Origin of the sequence: Mesorhizobium sp. M0239, from assembly GCF_040321815.1 — a bacterium.
In the GTDB taxonomy this organism is placed as follows: domain Bacteria; phylum Pseudomonadota; class Alphaproteobacteria; order Rhizobiales; family Rhizobiaceae; genus Mesorhizobium.
Genome location: NZ_JAMYSG010000011.1, coordinates 70,476 through 93,416 on the forward strand (window position 1 = coordinate 70,476; position 22,941 = coordinate 93,416).

The following is a 22,941-nucleotide window of genomic DNA, read 5'->3' on the forward strand; positions in this document are numbered from 1 at the left end:
GAGCGGGCGTTTTTGCGCCCTAGAGATCGGCCTCGGCGAAGATGCGCGAGGCCCAGTCGAGGAAGACGCGCAGGCGTGGCGAGAGCTGACGGTTCTGCGGGTAGAGCGCCGACAGCGGCGTTGGCGAGGGCGGATAGTCGGCCAGCACCTCGACGAGTGTCCCATCCGCCAGATCCTTTTCGAAGCGATAGCGCGGCGCCTGGATGAGGCCGAGGCCAAGCCGCGCCAGATCGGCGGCGGTGTCGGAATTGTTGGCGGCGACGCGGCCGGGCAGCCGCACCTCACGGATATTGCCGGCGACGGTGAATTCGAACGGAAGGGTCTCGCCAGTGCGCGACGAAACAAAGCCCACCGCCTGGTGACCGTCGAGCGCATCGGGGGAGGCGGGCGTGCCGTGGCGTTCGAGATAGCCACGGCTGGCGCAGGTGATCTCGCGGATGACAGCCAGCCGCCGCATGATCATGCCGCTGTCGGGTAGCTCGCCGACGCGGATGACACAGTCGACGCCTTCACGCACGAGATCGACCAGCCGGTCGCTTTGGCCGATCTGCAGGTCGATTCTGGCATAGCGGTCGAGGAACTCCGGCAGGCGCGGCAACAGGAATGTGCGGGTGAGCAGCGTGCTGGCATCGATGCGCAGCAGGCCGAAAGGCTCGGCATTGCGAAAGGCGGCCTCCGCATCCTCGATTTCGGCCAGGATCGACAGGCAGCGCCGATAGTAGGCTTCGCCGTCCTGGGTGGCGTTCACCTGCCGCGTCGTTCGTTCCAGAAGCCGCGCGCCGAGATGCTCTTCCAGTCGCCGGATGGCTTCCGTCGCCGTTGAACGCGGCAGGCCGAGATCGGCTGCGGCAGCGGTGAAGCTGCGCCGCTCCAGAACGCGAACGAAGAGCCGCATCGTGTCCAGTCGATCCATGGCCTTTGTTCGCAGTTTCCGAATAGTGATGTCAATAGGTGGCTGATTATCCGGAAAGCGGGCCGGCCTATATCCGTGTGATCAAGCGGAGACACTTCCATGACAAATGATCAAACCAGAACGGCGATCGTGACCGGCGCCTCCAAGGGCATCGGAGCCGCGATCGCGCAGCGGCTCGCCCGCGACGGCGTTGCCGTCGTCGTCAACTATGCACGGGGACGCGCGGAGGCCGAGGAGCTTGTGCGCGCCATCGAAGCCGGCGGCGGCAAGGCGATCGCCGTACAGGCCGATATCGCCGATCCGGCCGGCATAGCGGCGCTGTTCGACGCCGGCGAGAAGGCGTTCGGCGGCATCGACATCCTCGTCAACAATGCCGGCGTCATGAAGACGTCGCCGGTCGCGCAGACCGATGACGCCTCGTTCGACACGCAGGTCGCGATCAATCTCGGCGGCGTGTTCCGTGGCATGCGGGAAGGCGCGCGCCGGCTTCGCGACGGCGGCCGCATCGTCAATTTTTCCAGCAGCGTCGTCGGTCTCTACCAGCCGGGCTACGGCGTCTACGCCGCCACCAAGGCAGGCGTCGAGGCAATGACCCACATCCTGGCCAAGGAGCTTGGCGCGCGCCGCATCACCGTCAACGCGGTGGCGCCCGGACCGATCGAGACGGCGCTGTTCACGGACGGCAAGAGCGAGGCCCAGATCGAGGCCATCGGCAAGATGATCCCGCTCGGCCGGCTCGGCCAGCCCGACGACATTGCCGGGCTGGTCTCGTTCCTGGCCGGACCGGACAGCGGCTGGGTCAACGGACAAATCATCCGCGCCAATGGCGGGGTGGTCTGAGGATAGACAATCTTGATCACCGGCGCTTCCAGCAGCTTCGCCGAAGTGCTCCATCCCAAAGCCTGAAACCCACCTCACACAGCAAGGAAGCCACCATGCCATTCGCCAACATCAAGATACCGCAGGCCGCGCTTTCCAAGGCGCAGAAGGAAGACCTCATCCATCGCACGACCGCCATGTTCGTCGACTTTTTCGGCGAGGGCGTTCGCCCTTACACGATGGTGCTGGTGGAGGAGGTCGCCGATGGCGGCTATGGCCGGGCCGACGAAGTGTTTGTCGTGCCGGACCCCTATTGCGCCAGGGAGTAGGCGTTTGCCCACGTCACCACTGAAGTCCTCCGTCTCGGCTTCGCCGAGCCACCTCTCCGCTTTGCGGGGCGAGGAACCCAAGCTGGAATGAAGCCGCATCCTTCGCCCCGTCACCCCTTCCGTTTCTCCACCTCCGCCTTCCGCAACAGAAACCTTTGAATCTTGCCGCTCGGCGTCTTCGGCAACTCGCTGACGAACTCGACCTCGCGCGGATAGGCGTGGGCCGAGAGGCGCTTGCGGACATGCTGCGCCAGTTCCTCGGCCAGCGCCTCGCTGCCTCGAAAGGCGGGCGCCAGAACGACGAAGGCCTTGACGATTTCGGTGCGCTGCGGATCGGGCACGCCGACGACCGCTGCCTCGTTGACCGCCGGATGCTCGAGCAGCGCGCTTTCGACGTCGAACGGGCCGATGCGGTAGCCGGCCGAGGTGATGACGTCGTCGGCGCGGCCGATGAAGGAGATCGAACCGTCGGGCTCGAACTCGACCGTGTCGCCGGTGCGGTAATAGCCACCCGCAATGGCAGGGGTTTCGGCCTGATGATAGCCGCCGAACCAGCGCAGCGGCGAGTTGGCGATGTCGACGGCGAGAATGCCGGGCTGGTTGGGGCTAAGCTCGTTGCCGGCCTCGTCGAGCACGACGACGCGGTAGCCCGGCATGGCAAAGCCGGCCGAGCCGTGGCGTACGGGGTGCGACAGGCCGTGATGGTTGTTGACCATCATGCCGTTCTCGGTCTGGCCGTAATGGTCGTGGATGGCGGCGGCGAGATGAGCGTCGAACCAGCGGATCACCTCCGGGTTGAGCGGCTCGCCGGCGCTGCTCACCACACGCAGGCGGCCCTTGACGCGGGCGGCGGCCTCGGGTCCTTCGGCCAGCAGCAGGCGGAAGGCGGTGGGCGAGCCGGCAAGGCTGGTGACGCCGAGGCGCTCGATGATGTCGTAGGTGCTCCTGGCGGTGAAGGCGCCCTCGTTGAAGGTCGTGGCGATGCCAAGCAGCAGCGGGCCTGTTATGGCGTAATAGAGGCCGTAGGCCCAGCCGGGATCGGCGATGTTCCAGAAGACGTCGGCGGGCCGCAGCCCGATGGCATCGCGCATATAGGCGCCGAAGGCCAGCAGCGCGCTGAGCGGCACCGGAACGCCCTTGGGGAAACCTGTCGTGCCCGAGGTCGACATCATCATGAACAAATCGTCGCCCTTGCGCATCACCGGCTGGCAGTCAGGCGAGGCGGCGGCGAAGTCGGCGCGGAAATCGATATCGCCGGCCGGCAGGGCTTCGCCTGGGGCAAGGATGGTTGCAACCCGAGGGCAATCCTCCACCTGGTCGAGTTTGCCGCGATTGGCAATGTTGGTGACGACGAGCTTCGCGCCGCTGGTCCTGAGCCGGTGGTCGATGGCCTTGGGGCCAAAGGCGGTGAACAGCGGCTGGTAGACCGCGCCGATGCGCCAGGTGCCGAGGATGAGCGCCACCAGTTCGGGAATGCGCGGCAGCATGCCGGCGACGATGTCGCCGGAGCCGACGCCAGCCGCTTTCAGCATGTTGCCGACGCGCGCCGACATCTCCTTGAGATCGTCGAAGCTGAACTCCCGCAGCTCGCCACCGGCGGAGATGGCGCGCAGCGCCAGCCGGTTCTGGCCGGTATGGCGATCGCAGCATTCGATGCAGGCGTTGATGCCCGTCGCGGGATCGCCGTGAAGTCTTGCGATCTCATCGTCGATGCGAAAGCGTGCAATGGCATCGGTATAGCGCGGCAGCGCCGGTGTATTGGTCATGGCAGTCCTCCCTGGCGGCGCCGCATCTCCCCATGCGGCGCTGTCGGGTGCGAGCTTGCCCGAAATTGTGGTTGTGGTCGATGCGGCGAAAGTTGGTGGGTGGGAAGGTTGGTGCTTGAACACCCCCCTCTGCCCTGCCGGGCATCTCCCCCGCAAGGGGGAGATCGGCGCCTCAACGACATCCAATCTCCCCCCTTGCGGGGGAGATGTCCGGCAGGACAGAGGGGGGTGTGAAGGATCACAGCGCTGACAATCTGCGTGGTTGACCTAATCAGTCATCCAGCGGATAGGTCCGGCCCAAATATACCCGCCCGAGAAACTCCGATGACCACAGACACCAAATTCCACCCCGACACCGCCTGGCAGGCCGAAATTCGCGCCGGCGTGCGCCACGTGCGCGATCTGGCGTCCCTGCCGTTGTCGCCAGCTGAGCGCGCGGCGGCGCAAGCGGCGGCGGTGAACCACAAGGTGCGTGCGCCCAAAGCCTATCTGGACCTGATCGACTGGAACGACCCGGCCGATCCGATCCGGGCGCAGGTCATCCCCTCTCCGCAGGAACTGGAGGAGGTGGAAGGCGAACTCGACGATCCGATCGCCGACCATGAATTCAGCCCGGTGCCGCGATTGACGCATCGCCATGCCGACCGGGTGCTGCTGTTCCCGACCTATCAATGCGCCGTCTATTGCCGGTTCTGCTTCCGCAAGGAATCGCTGACCGCGATCGGCCGCGGCTACACGCGCGAGGCGCTGGAACCGGCGCTGGCCTATATCGCGGATCACCCCGAAATCCGTGAGGTGATCCTGACCGGCGGCGATCCGCTGTCGCTGCCCGACAAGGCACTGGCCGAAATCTTCGCGCGCATCGAAGCGATCCCCCATGTGCGGCTGCTGCGCATCCATACGCGCGTGCCGGTGGTGCTGCCGTCGCGCATTACATCAGGGCTCGTCGCGGCGCTGCAGGGCCGGCTGATGGTCACTGTCGTCACCCATTTCAACCACGCGCGCGAGATCACCGACGCAACCGAGGCCGCCTGCCGCACGCTTCGGCAAGCCGGCTTCGTGCTGCTGAACCAGAGCGTTCTGCTCAAGGGCGTCAACGACAGCATCGAGGCGCTGGAAGAACTCTGCCGCGAGCTGATGTACCGCCTCGGCGTCAAACCCTACTACCTGCACCATGGCGACCTCGCGCGCGGCATGGCGCACCGGCGCACGACGATTGCACAGGGACAGGCGCTGACTGAAGCGCTGCGGGCGCGGCTGTCGGGCATCTGCAACCCCGTCTATGTGCTCGACCTGCCGGAGGGCGGCGGCAAGGTGCCGATCGGGCCTTGCCATGTCGAGGGACGGGACGGCGAGAACTGGCGGCTGCGCGGGCTCGATGGCGAGGTGAGGGGATATAGGGAGATCGTTGGCGAATAGGGCTGCGCGCTACCGCGCGTTTTTCTCGACAAATGCCAGCACCACCACGCGCGGGGCAACGCAATAGGCGAGGCTGGCCTTGCGGCGCGTCTTCGTCGTTGCGCGGCCTGCGTTCAGGTCGATGGCGATGTTCTCATAGCCCAGCACCTCGCGATCGAGCGGATAGACGGCCTTGTAAACGGCTTCCTTGGCGGCAAAGAGGATGCGGCCGGCAAGATGCCGGTCGGCTGCGTCCGTGCGGTCCGCGGGTGTTGTCACGAGCGCCAAAATGTCATCCGGGAGAGGCTGCGCGGGCTCGACGTCGATGCCGAGCGAGGCGATATCGCCAATCGGTGCAATCGCCGCCACGGCCATGTCGTCGTCGTGCGCGAGCGAACCGGTTATTCCGTCAGGCCAGACCGGCGCGCCGGTTGGCGAGCGCAAGATGGCGACGTCGCCAACGCCAAGCTCCGCCAGCAATCCGTGCGCGATCCACCGGGCCGCGCCGCTGGCGCGCCGCATGCCAGGCTGACGCGCGGGGATGGAATGCGCTTCCCCAGGCAGCAGATGGGCGTCGTCGCCGTCGCGGATCATCCGGCATCCGATCCGGACTCCCGATGGTGCGATGGCGGCGATCGCTTCGGCCAAGGCGATTTCCTCGGGCAGCCGCATCACGGCGCGTGCGTCCGGGCCGGCAAAGCGAGATCGGCGATCATTTCTCCGTCCTCGTCGAGCCCTTCTTCGACGAAACCGGCGCTGCGATAGAGATTTCGCGCCGCATCGTTCTCCGGTTCGTAGCAGATCGAGACGTGGCTGATGTGGCCGAGCCCCTGTATTTCGACCAGCACTTCGAGCAGTGCGGCCTTGCCGTAGCCTTTGCCCTGAGCGGCGCGGTCGATCATGAAGCGATAGATGCGTGCCTCGTCGTCATCCTTGGGCGCCTCGTACATGAGGAAACCGACGACACGGGTCCCGGCCATGACGACGCGTGGCCGCGCGTCTTTGTCGGTTTCGGCTTCTTCCAGCGACTCCGCATTGCCGGCGACGAAATCCCTCTGCTCCGGAGCCAGTTCCAGGGCCGTGACCAGGGCACGGTTGGCCTCGGTCACGGCAACGAGACGGATATCTCCGGTGTTCAAGCCGATGCCCTTCTTCAAGCCGATGCCCTTCTTAAAGCCAATGCCGGGGCCGATACCTTGGAGCCATCGTCGGTGATCGGCTCGACGAAGCGGTGCAGCTTGGCCGGGTTGCCCCGCCATATGGAGTTGGGCTCCAGCTCTTCGCCCTTCATGACGAAGGAGTCGACATCGACCACCGAGCCTTCACCCATCACGACGCCGTAATGGACAAAGGCGGAGGGTCCGAGCGTGCAGCCCTTGCCGATGCGGATGAAGTCGGACTTGAAGGCGCCTTCTTCCAGCGAATGGGCCTGGATGACGCAGCCCTCGTTGAGGGTGGCGTCGTCGCCGATCTCCACCAGCGAGCGTTCGGTCAGATTGCTGCCGCCGTCATAGACACGGCTGCCGATCTTGACGCCCAGCATGCGCAGGATCATCGGGCGGAACGGCGTGCCGGCGAACAGGCGCACGATCGGCGAATCCGCCAGCTTCCAGTGGCGTTCGTGGCGCCAGAACGTGACGTCGTAGATCGTCGTCATCTGCGGCTTCAGCCGGCCGAAACCAAGGCTCGCCCGTTCCACGAAGATGTAGAACGGAATGGTGATCGCCGAGGTCAGGAGCACGGCGACGAACAGTGCGACTTCAGCCCATTCGGTATAGTAGTTCAGCGCCCGGTCCCAGATCGCTAGCGTGGCGAACAACATGATCCATTGCGTTGCCACGAACAGCAGGATCGTCACCAGATTGTGGCGGTTCTTGTGCGGGATGCGCCGGCGCCGGTCGTCCTCGTCGATGCCGGCGATGAGTTCCTTGTCGCGGTTCACCATGCGCGGGATTTCAAATGCCGGCGAACCCAGAAGCCCGACATTCTCGCGCAGCGGCCCGTCGATGGGGATCATCACCTTGGTGCCGAGCAGGACGTTGTCGCCGGTGCGCCCGTCCGGCGGATAATAGATGTTGTTGCCGAGATAGTTGCGCTCGCCGATCCTCGTCGGCTCGAGCCGGAAGGCGGCGGCGGATTTGTGCATGTTGATCATGAACAGGCCGTCCGACACCATGGTCTCGGTGCCGATCTCGCACAGAAGCGGGTTTTCGTGCTGCTGGTTGGAGCCGAAATTGGAGCCGGTCTGCACCACCTTGTTGAGGTTCCAGCCGATGGCTCGCATGTAGTGCACGATGGCCGAGCTGTCGCCGGCCAGCAGGCCGAGCACGCGGGAGTTGCTGGAAAATTCAGCGACAGTCTGCAGCCAGTAGCGGAAGCCGTACAGCGTGTAGGTGCGGCCGGGCTTCAACAGCAGGCTGACCAGGCGCGGCACCAGCGTCGCCGCCAGGAAGGATGCGGCCATGTAGCCGAACAGCGTGACCGTGGTGCCGATCGCGACGACGCCGATGGTCTCCTGGTAGTCGTCGCCGACGTTTTCCCAATAGCTGTGGAATAGGAGCGGCAAGGGAGTGACGATGGCAAACAGCCCGATCAGCTGAACCGCTTCGAACAGAAAGCGCCGGATGTTGGACGGATCGACATTGCGCACCTTGCAATAGTCGGCCGTGGTCGGCACGGCCGGCGAGCCATGCCAGCGTTCGCCGTCCGGGATGCTTTGCCCGCGGTGCAGCGAGGACGAATGGCCGAGCTGGGCGCCATCGCCGATCCTGGTGTCGATGTCGAGCGTCGAGCCGACGCCGACGAAGGCATCGCGACCGATGGTCAGCGGCCCGGTGTGGATATAGCCGGACTGCGCCCGGAAGCCGAGGATCATCGATTCCTTGCGCAGGATGGTGTTGGCGCCGATCGAGATGAGATCCGTGCAGACGGGCACGGATTTCGATTCGATGACGGCGTTCTTGCCGAGCTTGGTGCCGAGAAGCTGCAGATAGATGCTGTAGAGCGGGCTGCCGCGGAACAGCACGACGGGCGCGGTGCGGATCAACGTCTTGACCACCCAGAAGCGGAAGTAACGCACGCCCCAGATGGGAAACGCCTCGGCCTTCCAGCGGCCGACCAGCACCCATTTGGCGATGACGGCAAAGCCCGACATGCCGAAGAACACGGCGGCCGAAAGCGCCACGCACCTGATGTACAGCTGCAGCGGATCGTCGAGCGCGTCATACATCCAGTTGAGGCCGTCATTGACCGCCCACAGGGCGCCATAGCTGTAGAGCGCGTAGAACAGCAGCTGTGCGGCGCCGCAGGTCCAGTAGGCGAAGTTCGAGGCCCGGCGGGTGAGGACGGGCTCGTTGGTGGCCGTCGTCATCTCGTCCGCCACGCCCAGATGCAGCGCGAGCCGCGCCACGGTCGGGTGGAGATAGATGTCGCGCATCGACGCCGTCGCCCATTCCTTCCTGGTGCGCAGACGCGCGCAGAAATGCGCCATCAGCAGCGAGTTGGCGCCGAGATCGTCGAAGAAATTGTCCTCGACGGACACGTCTTCGAATTTCAATACGGCGGCCAGCGCGTCGGCCAGGAAACGCTCGTCGTCATTGCCGGGCGCGACCATGGCGCGATCGCCCGAAAGCCGCACACTTGTCGGCTTCGGCAGCTGGCGCAAATCCACCTTGTTGGAAACCGTCATCGGGATGGCCGGCAGTTCCTCCAGATAGGAGGGCACCATGTAGTCGGGCAGCCGCCGCTTCATCGTCCTGGCGAGGTCGGCGCGCGAGATCGCCTTCTGGCCGGCCTTCGCTGCGAAATAGGCGACGAGTTCGACGCGGCCGGGCTCGATCTCCCAGGTGGTGACGGCGGCCTGGGCGATTTCGGGCTGGTCGAGCAGCACCGCCTCGATCTCGCCGAGCTCGATGCGGTAGCCGCGGATCTTCACCTGGGTGTCGATGCGGCCGTTATATTCGATCTCGCCCTGGTCGTTGATGCGGCCAAGGTCGCCGGTCCGGTAGATGCGCTTCGACGGGTTGTTCGGCAGGCCGACGAAATCGGCGATGAATTTCTGTTCGGTCAGGTCGGGCCTGTTGAGATAGCCGACCGCGAGCCCGATGCCGGCAATGCCGATCTCGCCCAGTTCGCCCGGCTCGGCAAGCTGCGGCAGCGAAGCGTCGAGAATGACGATCGAGTAGGTCGGCAGCGGCGCGCCGATGGTGACGGGGCTGTTCGGCGTCAGCGCGCCCATGGTGGCGGTGACGGTCGCCTCGGTCGGGCCATAGGTGTTGAGGATCTGCCGCCCCGGCTTCGACCAGCGCACCACCAGATTGTGCGGGCAGGCCTCGCCGCCGACCAGCAGCGTGCGCAGGCTGGGCACATCCGACGTCATCGACGACAGCAGCGTCGGGCTGCAGGCGATGCAGGTGATGTCATGGAGGCGCAGGAAATCGGCCAGTTCCTCGCCCACCAGCGGCATCTGGCCCGGTGCCGGCACCACCGTCGCGCCGGCGACGAACGGCACCCAGATCTCCTCGGAGGAAAAGTCGAAGGCGATGGTCATGCCCTGGTAGACGCGATCGCCCGGCCGGTAGCCGTAGGAGGCCGCGGCGACGCGGATGAAGTTGACGAAACTCTGGTGCTTGATGACGACGCCCTTGGGCTTGCCTGTGGTGCCCGAGGTGTAGAGGATGTAGCAGGTGTCGTCTGATGAAGCGGCCTTCGCATTCGGCTTCAGCGGCGCGCCGGACTCTTTGGAGATTTCGGCGGCGGCGCTGTCGATCAGCAGATGCGGGACCGGCAGCTGACCGGCGCGCGACGCATAGGCGGCGATGGTGACGATCAGGCTGACGCCGGCGTCTTCGATGATGAGCGCCATCCGCTCCTCGGGAAAAGCGGTGGCCAGCGGCACGAAGGCCGCACCCGCCTTCATCACGGCGAGCAGCGCGACATAGGTTTCCGCCGAGCGGTCGAGGATAAGCCCGACGCGGTGGCCCGGTCGCACGCCGCGCTTGACCAGCAGGCGGGCGAACTGGTTGGCCCGGCTGTCCAGTTCACGATAGGTCCAGACACGCCCGTCGGAGATCACCGCCGGCAGCGCTGCAAACATTTCGGCGAGCTGTTCGAAGACGGTGTCGAGCCGCTCGCCGGGGAGGCCGTGCCGGGCAAAGTCGGCGCCTGTCAGGATTTGCCCGCGCCTGGCCGTTGCGGGGGCCGTTTTTACCAGCGCATCGACATCTGCCGGGCCGCTTTCCAGCCCCGATCGTTCCGCGTCCAGTTCGGCGATGTCGACACCGTGATCCATTTCCATACTTTCCCGTCCAGGCCGGGCATCGCCCGGCACGGCCATTTTTCCAGTTGTTGTGGGATGCTTATGCCATCCGATCTTTTCGCCAGTTTTTCCGAACTGTTGAATATTGTTTCTGAACTGTGTCTGGGCGGGGGTTTTGGCCCTCTTTGTCGGGGCTTGCGGGGGAGGGAAGCCTCCGCCCGTCGCGCCCTACGGCGCCCCCCTCTGGCCTGCCGGCCGTTCGTCGTTCGGAAAGCCAAGCAATTGGCTTTCCGTCCGCTACGCGGAGCACTTCTCAACCCCCACTTGTGGGGAGATTGGTAGCTTCGGCGCCGGCCTTTTTCTGGAACCAGCCTTGAGGCCCCGCATTCTATGAGCAGGGACTTAAGGAGCGTGTCGTGAAAGCGGTTTTGGGACTGGTCTGCGGCTTCGTGCTGACCCTTGCGGTCTTCGGCAGCGGACTGGGCTTCGCCGCCTGGCTGCTTGCCGCGAAGCCGCCACGCCAGGCAACGGCTACTGTCAGCGTGGCGGAGCTGTGGACCAAGAAGGCGCGGCCGGTGAACAAAGCCGGGCAGGGCCTCGAACGCCTGCCGGCCAAACAGTCCGCGCCGCCCGACATCCCCGCCAAACCGCAGGAAACACCGCCCGACCCCACCGTCACCGGCGCCATCGCGCCCAAGACGACCGGATTGCCGCCTCCGCATCTCGCCTGGTGCGCCAGCCGCTATCGCTCCTACCACCCGGACGACAACAACTATCTCTCCTACAGCGGGCAGCTGCGCCCCTGCATCTCGCCCTATCTCGAAGCCGCCGGCCAGCTCGTCCAGCCCACTGCCGCCGATGGCGACGAAAACGGCGCCGGCCTGGGGGTCTACGCTGCCGACGATGGCGGCGAAGCACTTTCGGCCGACCATGTCGATTACTGCTTCAGCCGCTACCGCTCCTATCGCCCGGAAGACAACTCCTATCAGCCATACTCCGGCGGGCCGAGACGGCAATGCCAATAGAGCCCGCGCGCCGCAGGCAGGCGATCCGATCGCGCGGATTTTCCGGAGCGTTCGCATTGGCGCGACGTTCAACCCTGACCTAAGGAGGACTGACCATGAGCGACGACCGGGACGACAGAATTCGTGAGCGCGCCTACCAGATCTGGGAACGGGAAGGCCGCATGCAGGGCGACCCCGAACGGCACTGGCACCAGGCCGAGGCGGAGATCGACCGCGAGGCGGCCCTGCCGCTGACGGCGGACGATGCGCTGCCTGAGACTGGCGAGGTCGCCAGCACCGACGTGCTGGAGGTCGAGGCGCTGGCGGTGCGCACCGGCATATCGGGCGACGAGGCACAGGAACTGCTCGACCGCTTGGGCAACGACCGCGCCGCGGTGGAGCAAGCCGCCCGCAGCCTCAAGGCCAAAAGGCGGCGAAACCCCGATGAGGGACTGGCCAAATGATCGAAAGCTGAAGGACGGAAATACCGGCTCCATTCACTCAAGAAGGGCGAAAACGGCGACGCCTCATCATCTTCGGCTCTGTCGCCAATCTTTTTCGCCATGGCCAGAGCCTTGGACTGGTCGTGAGCACGGCCCGCCAACGCGGCTTCTCGAAACGCTCAGGTTGCGACGGGCTGGTCGGTCATCACTTGCGCTGGACCGCGAAAGCGAAAGCCCGCGCCTCTGGCGGAGGACGCGGGCCGATCGGACGGCCGATCTTCGGCAGGCGGTGGAGGGCACCACCTGCCGCACACATAAACAATTAGCTATGACTAATGTTCCGTCAAGCTGGATCTACTTTCGTTCGAATGTCGGCCTTGACTGCGATTGCGCCGCTGGCCTGGGAATGCATGCGTCCGGCGGGCAGCTTGCGTCAGTGGCGATAGGAATTTATTCTTGACCCGTGAGGGCAGTTATGCTACATTTCTATCTATGGTGCTGATTTGCGCCAGTGACCCGCCGCACAGGCGGGTTTTTTGCGTGTTGGCTGGCGCTGCGCCAATTTTCAACGTTGCCAGCGCGAGGTGATCGTAGTTGCGCAACATCGCGAGCATAGAATACCCGGCACTAGCGTAGGGCGTTACGGCGACCCAGCAGCAGAGCGATGCCCAACGCCGGAAGCGTCGCCATCGCGACGGCGAAGAAGACGAATTGCAGCCCGGCCGACGCGGCGACCAAGCCGAGCGCTGGACTGCCGAAGCCGAGCGCCACGTCGAGGAAGACGGTGTAGAGTCCCATGGCCAGGCCGCGGCTGCGCGACGGAAGATGGCTTACTGCCTCGGCACCGAGACCGGGATAGACCAGCGAGTAGCCAAGGCCAGTGAGACCCGCCCCAATTGCGGCGACAACAGGCCCGGTCGCAAGCCAGATCAGCATCAGCCCTGCGGCCTCGACGGCGACGAAGATCACAGCGACGCGTGCGCCCCCAAGCCTGTCGGGCAGGTGGCCGAAGCATAGCCTTGCCACGATCAGCGCCGCGGCATAGGCCGTGAAGGGAAGCCAGATCGGCTGCCATCCCCGTTCGGCAAAGAGCAACGCGGCAAAGGCCAGGATTGCGCCATAGCCGAGGCTGCTGAAAGCTGCTCCCACTCCGGGAAGCCAGACCGCTTGAGCCACGCTCGTCCATGACTGCGGCACGCTGCTCGCGGCGGTGCTGGTGCCACGCATCGGCAGGATGGCAAGCAGCGTCGCAAGCGGCAGGACGATGGTCGCGAGTGCGATCGCGGTGAAACCGCTCGCCGCATAAAGCGCAGATCCGACCGGCGCTCCAAGCGCGAGCGCCGCAAACATCGCCGTGCCCACCCAGGCTATGACTTTTCCGGAGTTCTGTCCGCCCGCAAGGGAGAGGCCCCAGGCGACGCCGCCGGTGATGATGAAGCTCTCCGACGCGCCCAATACCGCCCGGCCGGCGAAGAGCGCCGATGCGGACGCTACCGGCCGGTCGAGCAATGCCAGTGAGCCGAGGTAAAATAATCCCGCCAGGGCAGCGGCAATGAGGCCGACGACGACGGCCCGCTTGCCGCCGCGCCCATCGGCATAGTTTCCGGCCCCAATGCGCGACAACATCGAGGCGACGAACTGGCTGCCCGTCACCAGTCCGACCGCGAAGGGGCCGAAGCCGAGTTGCTGATGAAGATGCAGCGGCAGGACGGGTAGCGCCAAGCCGATCAGAAGGAAGCCGGCGAAGACAGCCGCCATGATTGGCACCAGTTCCGCCATCGCTCCATTTCGGTCTGAAGTCCCCGCCACTTTGGCCATCGGCAACACCTTGAACCCAACAGTTCAGATCAGTAGCGTTCGTAGGTCACACGCCAGCCTTCGGCCGGATTGTCCGGCGTGAGGACCAGTTTGTTGTCCGAGACTTCGAATTTGCGTTTCATGCTCTTCCCGACAAGGTTGCGGACTAGGGAGGACTCGATCGTGATGACGAAGGTCTTGTCCTGGTCGTTGATGGCGACGGGCCCGTAATAGGCTTCGTAGCCATTCGCTGTGTAAGGCGTGTCCGGCGCCTTGGCGTCGGGGTTCTGGGCCTGCACCGAGAGGGAGCCGGCCTCGGTGAAGATGACCTGGCCGGAATACGGCACTGGCTTGAGGTTTCCCTCGGCACCGGCCTCGAGCGACCTCATGCGCCATGCGCCAATGATCGGGGACTCTTGCGAGAACGCCGGCGTGGCGACGGAAAGCGCAAGCGCAAGGGCGGCGATCTTCGATCTCATAGTCATATGTCGTTGTTCCTTTTCTGATTTGGCGGGGGGCGGACAGGCCGTCCGCCCAATCTTCGCTCACACGGAAAGCATGACCTTGATGGCACGCCGCTCGTCCATGGCGCGGTAGCCTTCAGCGACCTCTGCCAACGGCAGCTTGAGGTCGAAGACCTTGCCGGGCTTGATCCTGCCTCGCAGTACACGGTCCATCAGGTCGGGCAGGAAGCGGCGCACTGGCGCTGGGCCGCCCATCATGCGCTTTTGGCCGAAGAATAGTTTTTGGCCGTCGAAGCTCACGCCATGCGGCACGCCGACATAGCCGATGGTGCCGCCGGGACGAGAGCAGGCCAGCGCCTGGTCGAAGGATTCTCCCGTGCCGACGCATTCCAGCACGGAGTCCGCGCCGACGCCCTTGGTGAGTTCCTTGATGCGCGTGACGCCTTCCTCGCCACGCTCGGCCACAATGTCGGTGGCGCCAAACTCGCGGGCGAGCTTTTGGCGGCTGGCGTGCCGGCTCATGGCGATGATGCGCTCGGCGCCCATCTCCTTGGCCGCAAGCACGCCCATCAGGCCGACCGCACCGTCGCCGACCACCACCACCGTCGATCCTTCTCGGACCTCGGCCGCGTCGGCCGCATACCAGCCGGTGCCGAGCACATCGGACACAGCCAGCAAGTCAGGGATGAGTTCGGCCGGCGGCACCTCGGCGGTGGCGACCAGTGTGCCATCCGCCAACGGCACGCGAGCGTAAGGCGCCTGCGCGCCCGACATGAATTCGCGCTGCACACAAGACGACTGGAAGCCGAAGCGGCAATGCGGGCAGGTATTGTCGGAAAGGCAGAACGACCCGACGACGAACTGGCCGGGACGGACCGTGCGCACCTCTGCGCCGACCTCGACGACGATACCACAATATTCGTGGCCCATGTGCATCGGGCCGTCGACCGGCTGCAGCCCGCGATAGGGCCACAGGTCCGAGCCGCAGATGCAGCTTGCCGAGAGCTTGATGATTGCGTCCGTCGGCCGCATGATTTTCGGATCGGCGATTTCCTCGCAGCGGATGTCGCCCGGTTTGTGAAGAATGGTTGCGATCATTTTGGTTCCTTTCGAGTGGAGAGAATCAAGCGCCGTAGTCGGCGTCGCTGACATGTTCCAGCCAGTCCACGACCTTGCCGTCCTTGACCTCCTGGAGGGCAATGTGGGTCATGGCGGTCAGAGGCGACGCGCCGTGCCAGTGCTTCTCGCCGGGCGCGAACCAGACGACGTCGCCGGCACGGATTTCCTCGACCGGACCGCCCTCGCGCTGCACGCGGCCAAGGCCGGAGACGACGATCAGCGTCTGGCCGAGCGGATGCGTGTGCCAGGCGGTGCGGGCGCCAGGCTCGAAGGTCACCTGTGCGCCTTGGACTCGCCCGGCATCGAAGGGATTGAAGAGTGGATCGATCCGCACCGTTCCGGTGAACCAGTCAGGTGGTCCCTTGCCGGAAGGCCTCGTGCCAGCGCGAAGAATGTCCATGGTGATCTCCTTTGCGTCCTCAAATGCGTTCGATGCGAAGCGGGAACTCGCCGCGAATGTGCAGGGCCTGCTCGCCCTCATCGAAGCGGCCGATCCTGATCAGCCCGGGATGGCGATAGTCGGCGTGGAACATGGCCAGATTGCCCCAGGGCATGAAATAGCACAGGTCGTAGGGCTGCTCGTTGGCGAACGGGCCACTTCCCTCCTCAGTCAGCTTGCGCGGCAGATAGGCGATCTTCTCGTTATGCGCGTAGTCCTCGATCTTGAGATCGAGCGGCAGCATGGAAAAGAAGTCGCGCGCTGAGGGATTGTCGTAGAGGGTGGCGGTCATGAGGCGGCCGTTGAAGGCCATCCTGATCTTCATGTCGGTGGGCTCCTGGCTGACGGGAGATTGGCCTTCCTGGCTGGCGGCTGCGCGATGCAGGGCCGCCACCGCGAGCGCGGCGCCGAGCAATGTCCGGCGGCTAAGCGGCGCACGCTCGATGGTCATGGCAAAGACTTCCGGGTCATATGCGATGCGGCAAGGGCGGCGAGCGCCGATCCGCAGAGCAGCACTGCGCCTAGAGTGAACGCTCCCCACCAGCCGACTGTATCGAAGAGCGTGCCGCCGATTGCGGCGCCGCCGGTGATGGCGAGCTGGATGACGGCTACCTGCAACCCGCCGCCGGCCTCTGCGTCGTCCGGCAGCGTTCGGCTGAGCCACGTGCCCCAGCCAACGGGCGCGGCCGTGCCGAAGAAGCCCCAGGCAACCAGCAGCAGTGTTGTGGGACCCGGGAGTGCACCGAAAGCGATGAGTGCAGCGGCCAGCGCGGCCATGACCAGCGGGATAGCGATGAGGATGCTGAACAGGCGCGTGCGCAAAAGCCGGCCGACGCACCATGTGCCGAGCACCCCCGCCAACCCCATCGCCAGCAGGACCGCCGAGAGGGCAGCGATGTCGAGCCGGGTGACGCTCTCGAGGAAGGGCCGAAGATAGGTGAAGAGCGCGAACTGGCCCATGAACAGCATCATGATCGACGCCATGCCGATGGCGACTGAAAGACGACCGAGCAGCGCCAGCGGATTGCCAGGACGCTTCCTCCGGCGCGGGGGCAGCGCCGGCAGGCTGGTCCACTGCCAGGCCAGCGCCAGGAGCCCAAACGGCACGACGAGGAAGAAAGCGCCGCGCCAGCCGACATAGGCGCCAAGAAAGCTGCCCAGCGGCGCCGCGATGGTGGCCGCAATGGCGTTGCCCGCGTTTAGCATGGCGAGACCCTTCGGAACCATGTCTTGCGGCACGAGGCGCATGACGATCGCGGTCGACATCGACCAGAACCCGCCGATCGCGATGCCGAGCAGTGCCCGGCCGACCATGAGGAACGCGTAGTTCGGCGCGAAGGTCACAGCCAAACCGGACACGATGAGGAGGAGGGTGAAGCCAGTCACGACCAGTCGGCGGTCGATGCGGCGCGTGAGACCGGCGACCAGCAGGCTGGTCACGACAGCGAAAACGCCCGAAATCGAGATCGCCTGTCCCGCGTGGCCCTCGGTGATGCCGAGATCGGACGCTAGCGGCGACAGCAGGCTGACCGGCATGAATTCAGACGCGATGAGCACGAAAACACACAGCGCCATCGACAACACCGCGCCCCATGCGGCGCGGTCTTCAACAAGCCTTGTGTCGTACGTCGTTTCCACAATTGGCATCCTTGCAAGGCGACCGGGTGGATCAGCCGCCAATCCCTGTCGCGATGCCAAGAAGATATTGCAGAGGAACCCATTTTATTAGGCTAAGTAATCCGCATGGACTTATCTGCTCGTGATATAAATGCCCGACGGGAGGTGCCCTATGCAGCGCGATGGCATGAAGGATCTGCTATGGTTCGTGGCGGTCGCGCGGGAGCGCAGCTTCACCAAGGCGGCGGCCAAGCTCGGAACCTCGCAGTCGACCCTGAGTTCGACAATCAAGGAGCTTGAAGCTCGTCTTGGCGTCCGTCTGCTGACACGTACGACGCGGAGCGTCGCACCAACCGAGGCCGGCGAGCGACTTTTCCAGTCTCTTGTTCCCCGCTTCGAGGAAATCGAAGCCGACCTTGCAAGTCTGGTGGCCTTTCGCGACAAGCCCTCCGGAACGGTCCGTATCACGCTGTCCGACCATGCGCTCCAGACGACCGTCTGGCCGAAGCTGCAGCCCTTGCTCAGCGACTATCCTGACGTGTGCGTCGAACTCTACAGCGACAACGGCATGAAGAACATTGTGGAGGAGCGCTTCGACGCGGGCGTGCGGCTAGGTGAGAGCATCGACAGGGATATGATCGCGGTTAGGATCGGGCCGGATTGGAGGCTCGTGGCCGTGGCTTCGCCGGAGTACTTTTCCCGCCATCCGGTTCCGACCGCGCCCCAGGACCTGGTCGATCATGACTGCATCAATATGCGGCAGGCGACGTTCGGCGGATTATATGCCTGGGAATTCGCCAAGCAAGGCCGCGACCTTCGTGTGCGGGTGGAAGGCCAGCTCACCTTCAATTCGTCCATCCCCATGATCGAGGCTGCGATAAGCGGTTTCGGGATCGCCTATGTCCCGGAAAACCTCGTCAGCCACCATATCGCCACGGGATGCCTTAGGCTCGTGCTTGACGATTGGAGTCCGCCATTTGCTGGCTATCACCTGTACTACCCGAGCAGGCGACAGCTCTCGCCTGCGATGGCGATGATCGTCGACGCGCTTCGTCATCGCATCTGACCCCCAAGACTGTGCATTGGCAAATGGGGTCCCGCGCGCAAAGCTTTCGTGGCGCGCTGCTGCCTCAAAAACCCGCAGCGCATTGAGTGAAAGGAAACGGATCGACTGTCACTGCCTTGGCGTTGGCTGACCTTCCAACTTCTCGCAAATTGGCCCTCCACCCCCTCGAATTAACCATTCGTTAACCATTCCCTCGCTAGCGTTTACCTCTCAGTAAGGATTCGCCAGCCGTGACCTTTGCCGCCCCCCTCGAGGCCAAATCCATTCGCTTTCGTGCTCGTTCTTTCGTCGCTTTCACGCTGACGCCCGAAGCGCCTTTGGACGTGTGGCTCGAGGGGCTGGATCACTGGATCGGCAACTCGCCCGGCTATTTTGCCGGGCGGCCGGTGGTGCTTGATCTCAACACCTTGAAGCCCGATGTCGCCGCGATCGAATCGCTGGTCGACGTGCTTGGCCATCGCGGCATTCGTGTCTACGCCATCGAGCTCGACGGCTACGCCGCACTCGCGCCCAACCTGCCGCCGGTTTTGGTCGGTGCCAAGGAGGCGACGACGGATGGGTTGCTGCCCCGCGAGGCGCGGGCGGAGAGTTTCGACAAGGCCGAGGGCAGGGCGCCTGAACAACTCGCGGACGCGGGTAGCTCGGCCAAGGTCGGCGACGGCAAGGCTGACGCAAGCAAGGCCGGCGATAGCGAGCCGCAGGTTGAAGCTTCGGGCACGCTCATGATCAAGGCGCCGATCCGCTCCGGCCAGGCGATCGTGCATCCGCATGGCGACGTCATCGTGCTGGGTTCGGTCGCGTCCGGTTCGGAGATCATCGCGGCGGGCTCGATCCATGTCTACGGCACGCTGCGCGGGCGCGCTTCGGCGGGTGCGCTGGGCAACAGGGGCGCGCGTATCTTCTGCCGCAAGAACGAGGCCGAGCTTCTGGCGGTCGACGGCTGGTACGTCACCGCCGAGGAGATGGAAGGGGTTTCGCGCGGCAAGCCGGTGCAGGCGTTTCTCGACGGGGACGCGCTGCGGGTTTCGACGCTGAGCTGACATTCGTTTCGATATTGGGGCGGCCGATGGTCGCCCGACCAAGAAAACAACAACGGAGGCTTTTCAATGGGCAAGGTAGTGGTGGTCACCTCGGGCAAGGGGGGCGTCGGCAAGACGACCTCGACGGCGGCCCTCGGGGCGGCCGTGGCCAAGACCGGCAAGAAGGTGGCCTTGGTCGACTTTGACGTCGGCCTGCGCAACCTCGACCTGATCATGGGCGCCGAGCGGCGGGTGGTGTTCGACCTCGTCAACGTCATCCAGGGCCAGGCGAAACTCTCGCAGGCGCTGATTCGCGACAAGCGGGTCGAGACGCTGTTCCTGCTGCCTGCCTCGCAGACGCGCGACAAGGATGCGCTGACCGAGGAGGGCGTCGGCGAAGTCATCGACAAGCTGCGCTCGGTGTTCGACTACGTGTTCTGCGACAGCCCGGCCGGCATCGAGCGCGGCGCGCAGCTCGCCATGCGCTTTGCCGACGAGGCGGTCATCGTCACCAATCCGGAAGTGTCGTCGGTGCGCGATTCCGATCGTATCATCGGCCTGCTCGACGCCCGCACCTTGCGGGCCGAGCAGGGCGAGCAGATCGCCAAGCATGTGCTGGTCACCCGCTACGATGCAGCGCGCGCCTCGCGTGGCGAAATGCTGTCCATCGATGACGTGCTGGAAATCCTGTCCGTGCCGCTGCTCGGCATCATTCCGGAAAGCCAGGACGTGCTGCGCGCCTCCAACCTCGGTTCGCCGGTGACGCTGTCGGAGCCGCTCAATTCTGCCGCCAAGGCTTATATCGACGCTGCCAGGCGGCTGGAGGGCGAGGAATTGCCCGTCATCGTGCCCTTCGAGCGCAAGGGCTTCCTCGATCGTCTTTTGGGAAGGAGGGCGGCATGAACCTGCTCGACATCTTCAAGCGGCGCTCCAGCGCCCCGGTGGCGCGCGAGCGGCTGCAAGTGCTGCTCGCCTATGAGCGCCGCAACCGCAGCCAGCCCGATCTCGTCTCCATCCTGCGCGAGGAGATCATGGCCGTCATCGCCAAGCATGTGCAGATCGACCAGGACTATCTGCAGGTCTCGATGGACCGCGGCGAGACCATGTCGACGCTGGAAATCGACATCCAGATCCCCAACAAAAGCGCCGTGCCGATGGCCATGGCGGGGTGACTTTACCCTCCCCCTTGTGGGGGTCCGAAGGAAGGGCGAGACCGGTGGCTCGCCCCGGCAAGTCGATCCGCAAAGCGGATCGGGGTGGGGGTTGGCGCCAGCACCCCCACCCGGACCTGCGGTCCGACCTCCCCACAAGGGGGAGGTGGGGAGCCCAGTCCGCTCCCTCCGCGTGTGGAGCGGCATCGCCTGCCATCGTTAGGACGTTGATAAGCATTTGGTAATAAAAAGCCGGAAATGAGATGCTGGCTCGATTTGACATGCGCAATGCTGTCGTTCTCGGCGGAGCCATGACATGCGTATCAAGAGCCAGATCATTCTCTCCATGGTGGCCGCCGCGGCCCTGATCGGGCTGGTCGGCGGCGTTGCGATCTTTACGCAGATCGCGGCGACCAAATCGTTGGGGTTGACCGAAGCGACCAACGTCGCGCGGGAATTGGCCGACACCATCGTTTTCAAATCATCCGATGGGACGCCTTCGCTGCTCGAGCGGCCCGAGGCGCTCAAGCAATTCATGGAGCACCAGCACCGCCGCCTGCACCGGGATTTCCTGGTCCTCGACAACAACAAGACCATCCTTGCCCATGCCGCCGACGAAGAGCACCAGGTCGGCGACAAATTCGGTCACGACCCGGCAACGAAATAGGCCAGACCTTGGCGGACGGCATTCCGCGCAGATTTGTCGACCCGGAGGAAGTGAACGCCATACTGGCCGTTCCGATCGAAAATCCCGAGGATACGATCATCGGCGCCGTGCTGCTGGAATATGACCCCGTTCTGCAGGCCGCCGAACAAAGCACCAACAGCCTGCTCTGGCTGGTTGGCCTCAGCGCGACGGCCGCCGTGCTGGTCGCGGTCGGCTTCGCATGGCTGCTGCTCCGTCGTTTCAGCTCTGGCCTCGGGGACATGATGCGCGGCATGGAAGCGCTGGCGAAAGGCAACGCCATGACGCGCATCAGCCACGCCCGCAACGATGAATTCGGGCAGCTGGCCCATGGCTTCAACACGATGGCGGACCAGCTTGCATCGGCGCGTGCGCATGTCGAGGACATCGTCGAAACGGCTGCCGAAGGCATCGCGGTTCTGAACGGCGACGGCCGCGTCGCCAGCGCCAATCCAGCGGCGGCAACGATGATCGGGCGGCGCGCCGACAAGATCGTCGGGCAGCAATGGGATTCGGTGCTGACGGTTCGCGACCCCAGAGGCGGTGCGTTCGCCGCTGGCGCTTCTCCCATCGAAATGGCGTTAGCCACGGGCCGGCAACACCAGGGCGAAGTGCGCCTGACCAGATCCGACGGCTCGCATCTGCCGGTCATCGCCAGTTGCAGTCCGCTCAGCAGGTCCGAAGGCGGCCTGGTCCTCACGCTCAACGACATCAGCGAGCTGCGCCGCGCGGAAGGAGTGGTCAACGAGCGTGCCGATCAGCTGGCGCTCCTCAACCGCGAGCTGCACGACAAGTCCGAGACCACGACCCGTCTGGTGAAGCTTGGCGAACTGCTGCAGGCCTGCGTCACCTTCCCGGAAGCGTTCTCGGTGGTCGGCACGGCCATGGCCGAGTTCCTCGGTGGCTTGAGCGGAACCGTCCACTTGACCAGCGCGTCGCGCAACCTGGTGGAAGAGATGGCGCATTGGGGCGACGTCCGCTCGAGCGCCACGCAATTCGCGCCGGAAGACTGCTGGGCGCTCAGGCGCGGCCAGGAACATGTCGCTGGCCCCGGCATGCTCACGCCGCGCTGCGCGCATATCACCGAGAACGGCAAGAAGGGCTATGTCTGCATGCCTCTGGCGGCCCAAGGCGAGACGCTGGGCATCCTTCATCTGTGCGAGCCGAATGCGGCCGAGAAGCCACAATGGCTGACTGAAAGACAGCAGATCCTGCGCGGTGTCGTCGACACGCTGGCGCTCGCCCTGGCCAATCTGCGCCTGCGCGAGACGCTGCGGCAGCAGTCGATCCGCGATCCGAACACCAGTCTGTTCAACCGGCGATATCTCGAGGAGACGAGCAGCCGCGAACTGCGCGTTTGGGGTAGAGCACTCGGCCCGGCCCGCGATAGTCATCCTGCGCCTGCCAAGAGGGATCAGGCAAGTTCTCTCTGCCCTCGAGGTCTCGCGCGCGGGCTCTTCCTGAGCGGCCGCGGTCTTGCCGTCCTTCAGACCTCCACACTGTCAGAGGATCCGGCTCTTTTCGGCTGCGGCATTGGTTGTTCGGGCTTATTTCAACCCCCAAATGTCCCAAATTTACCTTTGTGCCGACGGGGCTTCCCCTGCGCAAGCAGCGGATGTAAGGATATATTAGCAATTTGTTAAGTTCGAAGCGAG

The 22,941-nt window shown here is 64.8% G+C and carries 22 protein-coding genes; 11 read left to right on the forward strand and 11 right to left on the reverse strand.

Annotated elements, in window-relative coordinates; genetic code table 11:
* Positions 1-19 precede the first annotated feature (19 nt).
* Complete coding sequence (locus NKI99_RS13585) at positions 20-913, reverse strand: LysR family transcriptional regulator (RefSeq protein ID WP_352611105.1); 894 nt, start codon at positions 911-913, stop codon at positions 20-22.
* A 99-nt stretch (positions 914-1,012) separates the two neighbouring features.
* Here NKI99_RS13585 and NKI99_RS13590 point away from each other — a divergent pair, with 99 nt between their 5' ends.
* Together NKI99_RS13590 and NKI99_RS13595 are read left to right on the forward strand one after the other, a co-directional pair.
* Positions 1,013-1,753 (forward strand): SDR family oxidoreductase, encoded by a 741-nt coding sequence (locus NKI99_RS13590; protein WP_352611107.1) that lies wholly within the window; start codon positions 1,013-1,015, stop codon positions 1,751-1,753.
* Between the two features lie 95 nt (positions 1,754-1,848).
* Complete coding sequence (locus NKI99_RS13595) at positions 1,849-2,061, forward strand: tautomerase family protein (protein ID WP_352611109.1); 213 nt, start codon at positions 1,849-1,851, stop codon at positions 2,059-2,061.
* Between the two features lie 110 nt (positions 2,062-2,171).
* On the opposite strand, the gene NKI99_RS13600 is transcribed toward NKI99_RS13595, so the two are convergent.
* On the reverse strand, positions 2,172-3,827 hold the full coding sequence (locus NKI99_RS13600; protein WP_352611111.1) for an acyl-CoA synthetase: 1,656 nt from the start codon (positions 3,825-3,827) through the stop codon (positions 2,172-2,174).
* A gap of 324 nt (positions 3,828-4,151) precedes the next feature.
* Here NKI99_RS13600 and NKI99_RS13605 point away from each other — a divergent pair, with 324 nt between their 5' ends.
* On the forward strand, positions 4,152-5,246 hold the full coding sequence (locus tag NKI99_RS13605; protein ID WP_352611113.1) for a KamA family radical SAM protein: 1,095 nt from the start codon (positions 4,152-4,154) through the stop codon (positions 5,244-5,246).
* A 9-nt stretch (positions 5,247-5,255) separates the two neighbouring features.
* Here the strand turns inward: NKI99_RS13605 and NKI99_RS13610 are convergent, their stop codons facing one another.
* Genes NKI99_RS13610 through NKI99_RS13620 form a run of 3 tightly spaced genes read right to left on the reverse strand, consistent with a single transcriptional unit; the run spans position 5,256 to position 10,521 of the window.
* Positions 5,256-5,897 carry a 4'-phosphopantetheinyl transferase family protein gene (locus NKI99_RS13610; protein WP_352611224.1) on the reverse strand — a complete coding sequence of 214 codons (642 nt, stop codon included), beginning with the start codon at positions 5,895-5,897 and terminating at the stop codon, positions 5,256-5,258.
* Positions 5,897-6,382: a GNAT family N-acetyltransferase gene (locus NKI99_RS13615; protein WP_352611115.1), complete on the reverse strand. Its 486-nt coding sequence runs from the start codon at positions 6,380-6,382 to the stop codon at positions 5,897-5,899. The genes NKI99_RS13610 and NKI99_RS13615 overlap by 1 nt, the downstream gene beginning before the upstream one ends.
* Entirely contained in the window at positions 6,379-10,521 is a 4,143-nt protein-coding gene (locus NKI99_RS13620; RefSeq protein ID WP_352611117.1) for a Pls/PosA family non-ribosomal peptide synthetase, read from the reverse strand. Before NKI99_RS13620 ends, NKI99_RS13615 begins: the two co-directional genes overlap by 4 nt.
* A 377-nt stretch (positions 10,522-10,898) precedes the next feature.
* Here NKI99_RS13620 and NKI99_RS13625 point away from each other — a divergent pair, with 377 nt between their 5' ends.
* Both NKI99_RS13625 and NKI99_RS13630 read left to right on the forward strand, forming a co-directional pair.
* Positions 10,899-11,507, forward strand: a complete 609-nt coding sequence (locus tag NKI99_RS13625; protein ID WP_352611118.1) for a BA14K family protein — start codon at positions 10,899-10,901, stop codon at positions 11,505-11,507.
* A gap of 95 nt (positions 11,508-11,602) precedes the next feature.
* Complete coding sequence (locus NKI99_RS13630) at positions 11,603-11,950, forward strand: DUF2934 domain-containing protein (protein ID WP_352611119.1); 348 nt, start codon at positions 11,603-11,605, stop codon at positions 11,948-11,950.
* A 606-nt stretch (positions 11,951-12,556) separates the two neighbouring features.
* Here NKI99_RS13630 and NKI99_RS13635 read toward each other — a convergent pair.
* From NKI99_RS13635 to NKI99_RS13660, 6 genes are read right to left on the reverse strand one after another with little or no spacing between them, the layout of a single operon-like run.
* Complete coding sequence (locus NKI99_RS13635; protein WP_352611120.1) at positions 12,557-13,747, reverse strand: arabinose transporter; 1,191 nt, start codon at positions 13,745-13,747, stop codon at positions 12,557-12,559.
* A 29-nt stretch (positions 13,748-13,776) separates the two neighbouring features.
* The gene (locus tag NKI99_RS13640; RefSeq protein WP_206535327.1) at positions 13,777-14,211 is read right to left on the reverse strand and encodes a lipocalin-like domain-containing protein; all 435 of its coding nucleotides are present in this window, start codon (positions 14,209-14,211) and stop codon (positions 13,777-13,779) included.
* Positions 14,212-14,271: 60 nt separating this feature from the next.
* On the reverse strand, positions 14,272-15,288 hold the full coding sequence (locus NKI99_RS13645; protein WP_127296952.1) for a zinc-dependent alcohol dehydrogenase family protein: 1,017 nt from the start codon (positions 15,286-15,288) through the stop codon (positions 14,272-14,274).
* Between the two features lie 25 nt (positions 15,289-15,313).
* A complete protein-coding gene (locus NKI99_RS13650; protein ID WP_127296953.1) occupies positions 15,314-15,709 on the reverse strand; it encodes a (R)-mandelonitrile lyase in 396 nt (131 codons plus the stop codon).
* Positions 15,710-15,728: 19 nt separating this feature from the next.
* Positions 15,729-16,199 carry a cyclophilin-like fold protein gene (locus tag NKI99_RS13655; protein WP_352611122.1) on the reverse strand — a complete coding sequence of 157 codons (471 nt, stop codon included), beginning with the start codon at positions 16,197-16,199 and terminating at the stop codon, positions 15,729-15,731.
* The gene (locus NKI99_RS13660) at positions 16,196-17,395 is read right to left on the reverse strand and encodes an MFS transporter (RefSeq protein WP_352630327.1); all 1,200 of its coding nucleotides are present in this window, start codon (positions 17,393-17,395) and stop codon (positions 16,196-16,198) included. Before NKI99_RS13660 ends, NKI99_RS13655 begins: the two co-directional genes overlap by 4 nt.
* Before the next feature lie 142 nt (positions 17,396-17,537).
* Between NKI99_RS13660 and NKI99_RS13665 the strand changes: the two genes are divergently transcribed.
* From NKI99_RS13665 to NKI99_RS13690, 6 genes are all read left to right on the forward strand, one after another.
* The gene (locus NKI99_RS13665) at positions 17,538-18,431 is read left to right on the forward strand and encodes a LysR family transcriptional regulator (protein WP_352611126.1); all 894 of its coding nucleotides are present in this window, start codon (positions 17,538-17,540) and stop codon (positions 18,429-18,431) included.
* A 230-nt stretch (positions 18,432-18,661) separates the two neighbouring features.
* Complete coding sequence (gene minC, locus NKI99_RS13670) at positions 18,662-19,471, forward strand: septum site-determining protein MinC (protein WP_352611127.1); 810 nt, start codon at positions 18,662-18,664, stop codon at positions 19,469-19,471.
* 66 nt (positions 19,472-19,537) lie between these two features.
* Positions 19,538-20,353, forward strand: a complete 816-nt coding sequence (minD, locus tag NKI99_RS13675; RefSeq protein WP_013530671.1) for a septum site-determining protein MinD — start codon at positions 19,538-19,540, stop codon at positions 20,351-20,353.
* The gene (gene minE / locus NKI99_RS13680) at positions 20,350-20,622 is read left to right on the forward strand and encodes a cell division topological specificity factor MinE (RefSeq protein WP_023813379.1); all 273 of its coding nucleotides are present in this window, start codon (positions 20,350-20,352) and stop codon (positions 20,620-20,622) included. The genes minD and minE overlap by 4 nt, the downstream gene beginning before the upstream one ends.
* 295 nt (positions 20,623-20,917) lie before the next feature.
* Complete coding sequence (locus NKI99_RS13685; protein WP_352611129.1) at positions 20,918-21,268, forward strand: hypothetical protein; 351 nt, start codon at positions 20,918-20,920, stop codon at positions 21,266-21,268.
* Positions 21,269-21,276: 8 nt separating this feature from the next.
* The gene (locus NKI99_RS13690) at positions 21,277-22,929 is read left to right on the forward strand and encodes a PAS domain-containing protein (RefSeq protein WP_352611130.1); all 1,653 of its coding nucleotides are present in this window, start codon (positions 21,277-21,279) and stop codon (positions 22,927-22,929) included.
* The last annotated feature ends 12 nt before the right edge of the window (positions 22,930-22,941 follow it).

What these genes read in the sequence shown, in the direction of transcription:
- NKI99_RS13585 (WP_352611105.1), bottom strand. Translation starts at nt 913, where the DNA reads ATGGATCGACTGGACACGATGCGGCTCTTCGTTCGCGTTCTGGAGCGG.
- NKI99_RS13590 (WP_352611107.1), top strand. Translation starts at nt 1,013, where the DNA reads ATGACAAATGATCAAACCAGAACGGCGATCGTGACCGGCGCCTCCAAG.
- NKI99_RS13595 (WP_352611109.1), top strand. Translation starts at nt 1,849, where the DNA reads ATGCCATTCGCCAACATCAAGATACCGCAGGCCGCGCTTTCCAAGGCG.
- NKI99_RS13600 (WP_352611111.1), bottom strand. Translation starts at nt 3,827, where the DNA reads ATGACCAATACACCGGCGCTGCCGCGCTATACCGATGCCATTGCACGC.
- NKI99_RS13605 (WP_352611113.1), top strand. Translation starts at nt 4,152, where the DNA reads ATGACCACAGACACCAAATTCCACCCCGACACCGCCTGGCAGGCCGAA.
- NKI99_RS13610 (WP_352611224.1), bottom strand. Translation starts at nt 5,897, where the DNA reads ATGCGGCTGCCCGAGGAAATCGCCTTGGCCGAAGCGATCGCCGCCATC.
- NKI99_RS13620 (WP_352611117.1), bottom strand. Translation starts at nt 10,521, where the DNA reads ATGGAAATGGATCACGGTGTCGACATCGCCGAACTGGACGCGGAACGA.
- NKI99_RS13630 (WP_352611119.1), top strand. Translation starts at nt 11,603, where the DNA reads ATGAGCGACGACCGGGACGACAGAATTCGTGAGCGCGCCTACCAGATC.
- NKI99_RS13635 (WP_352611120.1), bottom strand. Translation starts at nt 13,747, where the DNA reads ATGGCCAAAGTGGCGGGGACTTCAGACCGAAATGGAGCGATGGCGGAA.
- NKI99_RS13640 (WP_206535327.1), bottom strand. Translation starts at nt 14,211, where the DNA reads ATGACTATGAGATCGAAGATCGCCGCCCTTGCGCTTGCGCTTTCCGTC.
- NKI99_RS13645 (WP_127296952.1), bottom strand. Translation starts at nt 15,288, where the DNA reads ATGATCGCAACCATTCTTCACAAACCGGGCGACATCCGCTGCGAGGAA.
- NKI99_RS13650 (WP_127296953.1), bottom strand. Translation starts at nt 15,709, where the DNA reads ATGGACATTCTTCGCGCTGGCACGAGGCCTTCCGGCAAGGGACCACCT.
- NKI99_RS13655 (WP_352611122.1), bottom strand. Translation starts at nt 16,199, where the DNA reads ATGACCATCGAGCGTGCGCCGCTTAGCCGCCGGACATTGCTCGGCGCC.
- NKI99_RS13660 (WP_352630327.1), bottom strand. Translation starts at nt 17,395, where the DNA reads ATGCCAATTGTGGAAACGACGTACGACACAAGGCTTGTTGAAGACCGC.
- NKI99_RS13665 (WP_352611126.1), top strand. Translation starts at nt 17,538, where the DNA reads ATGCAGCGCGATGGCATGAAGGATCTGCTATGGTTCGTGGCGGTCGCG.
- minD (WP_013530671.1), top strand. Translation starts at nt 19,538, where the DNA reads ATGGGCAAGGTAGTGGTGGTCACCTCGGGCAAGGGGGGCGTCGGCAAG.
- minE (WP_023813379.1), top strand. Translation starts at nt 20,350, where the DNA reads ATGAACCTGCTCGACATCTTCAAGCGGCGCTCCAGCGCCCCGGTGGCG.
- NKI99_RS13685 (WP_352611129.1), top strand. Translation starts at nt 20,918, where the DNA reads ATGCGTATCAAGAGCCAGATCATTCTCTCCATGGTGGCCGCCGCGGCC.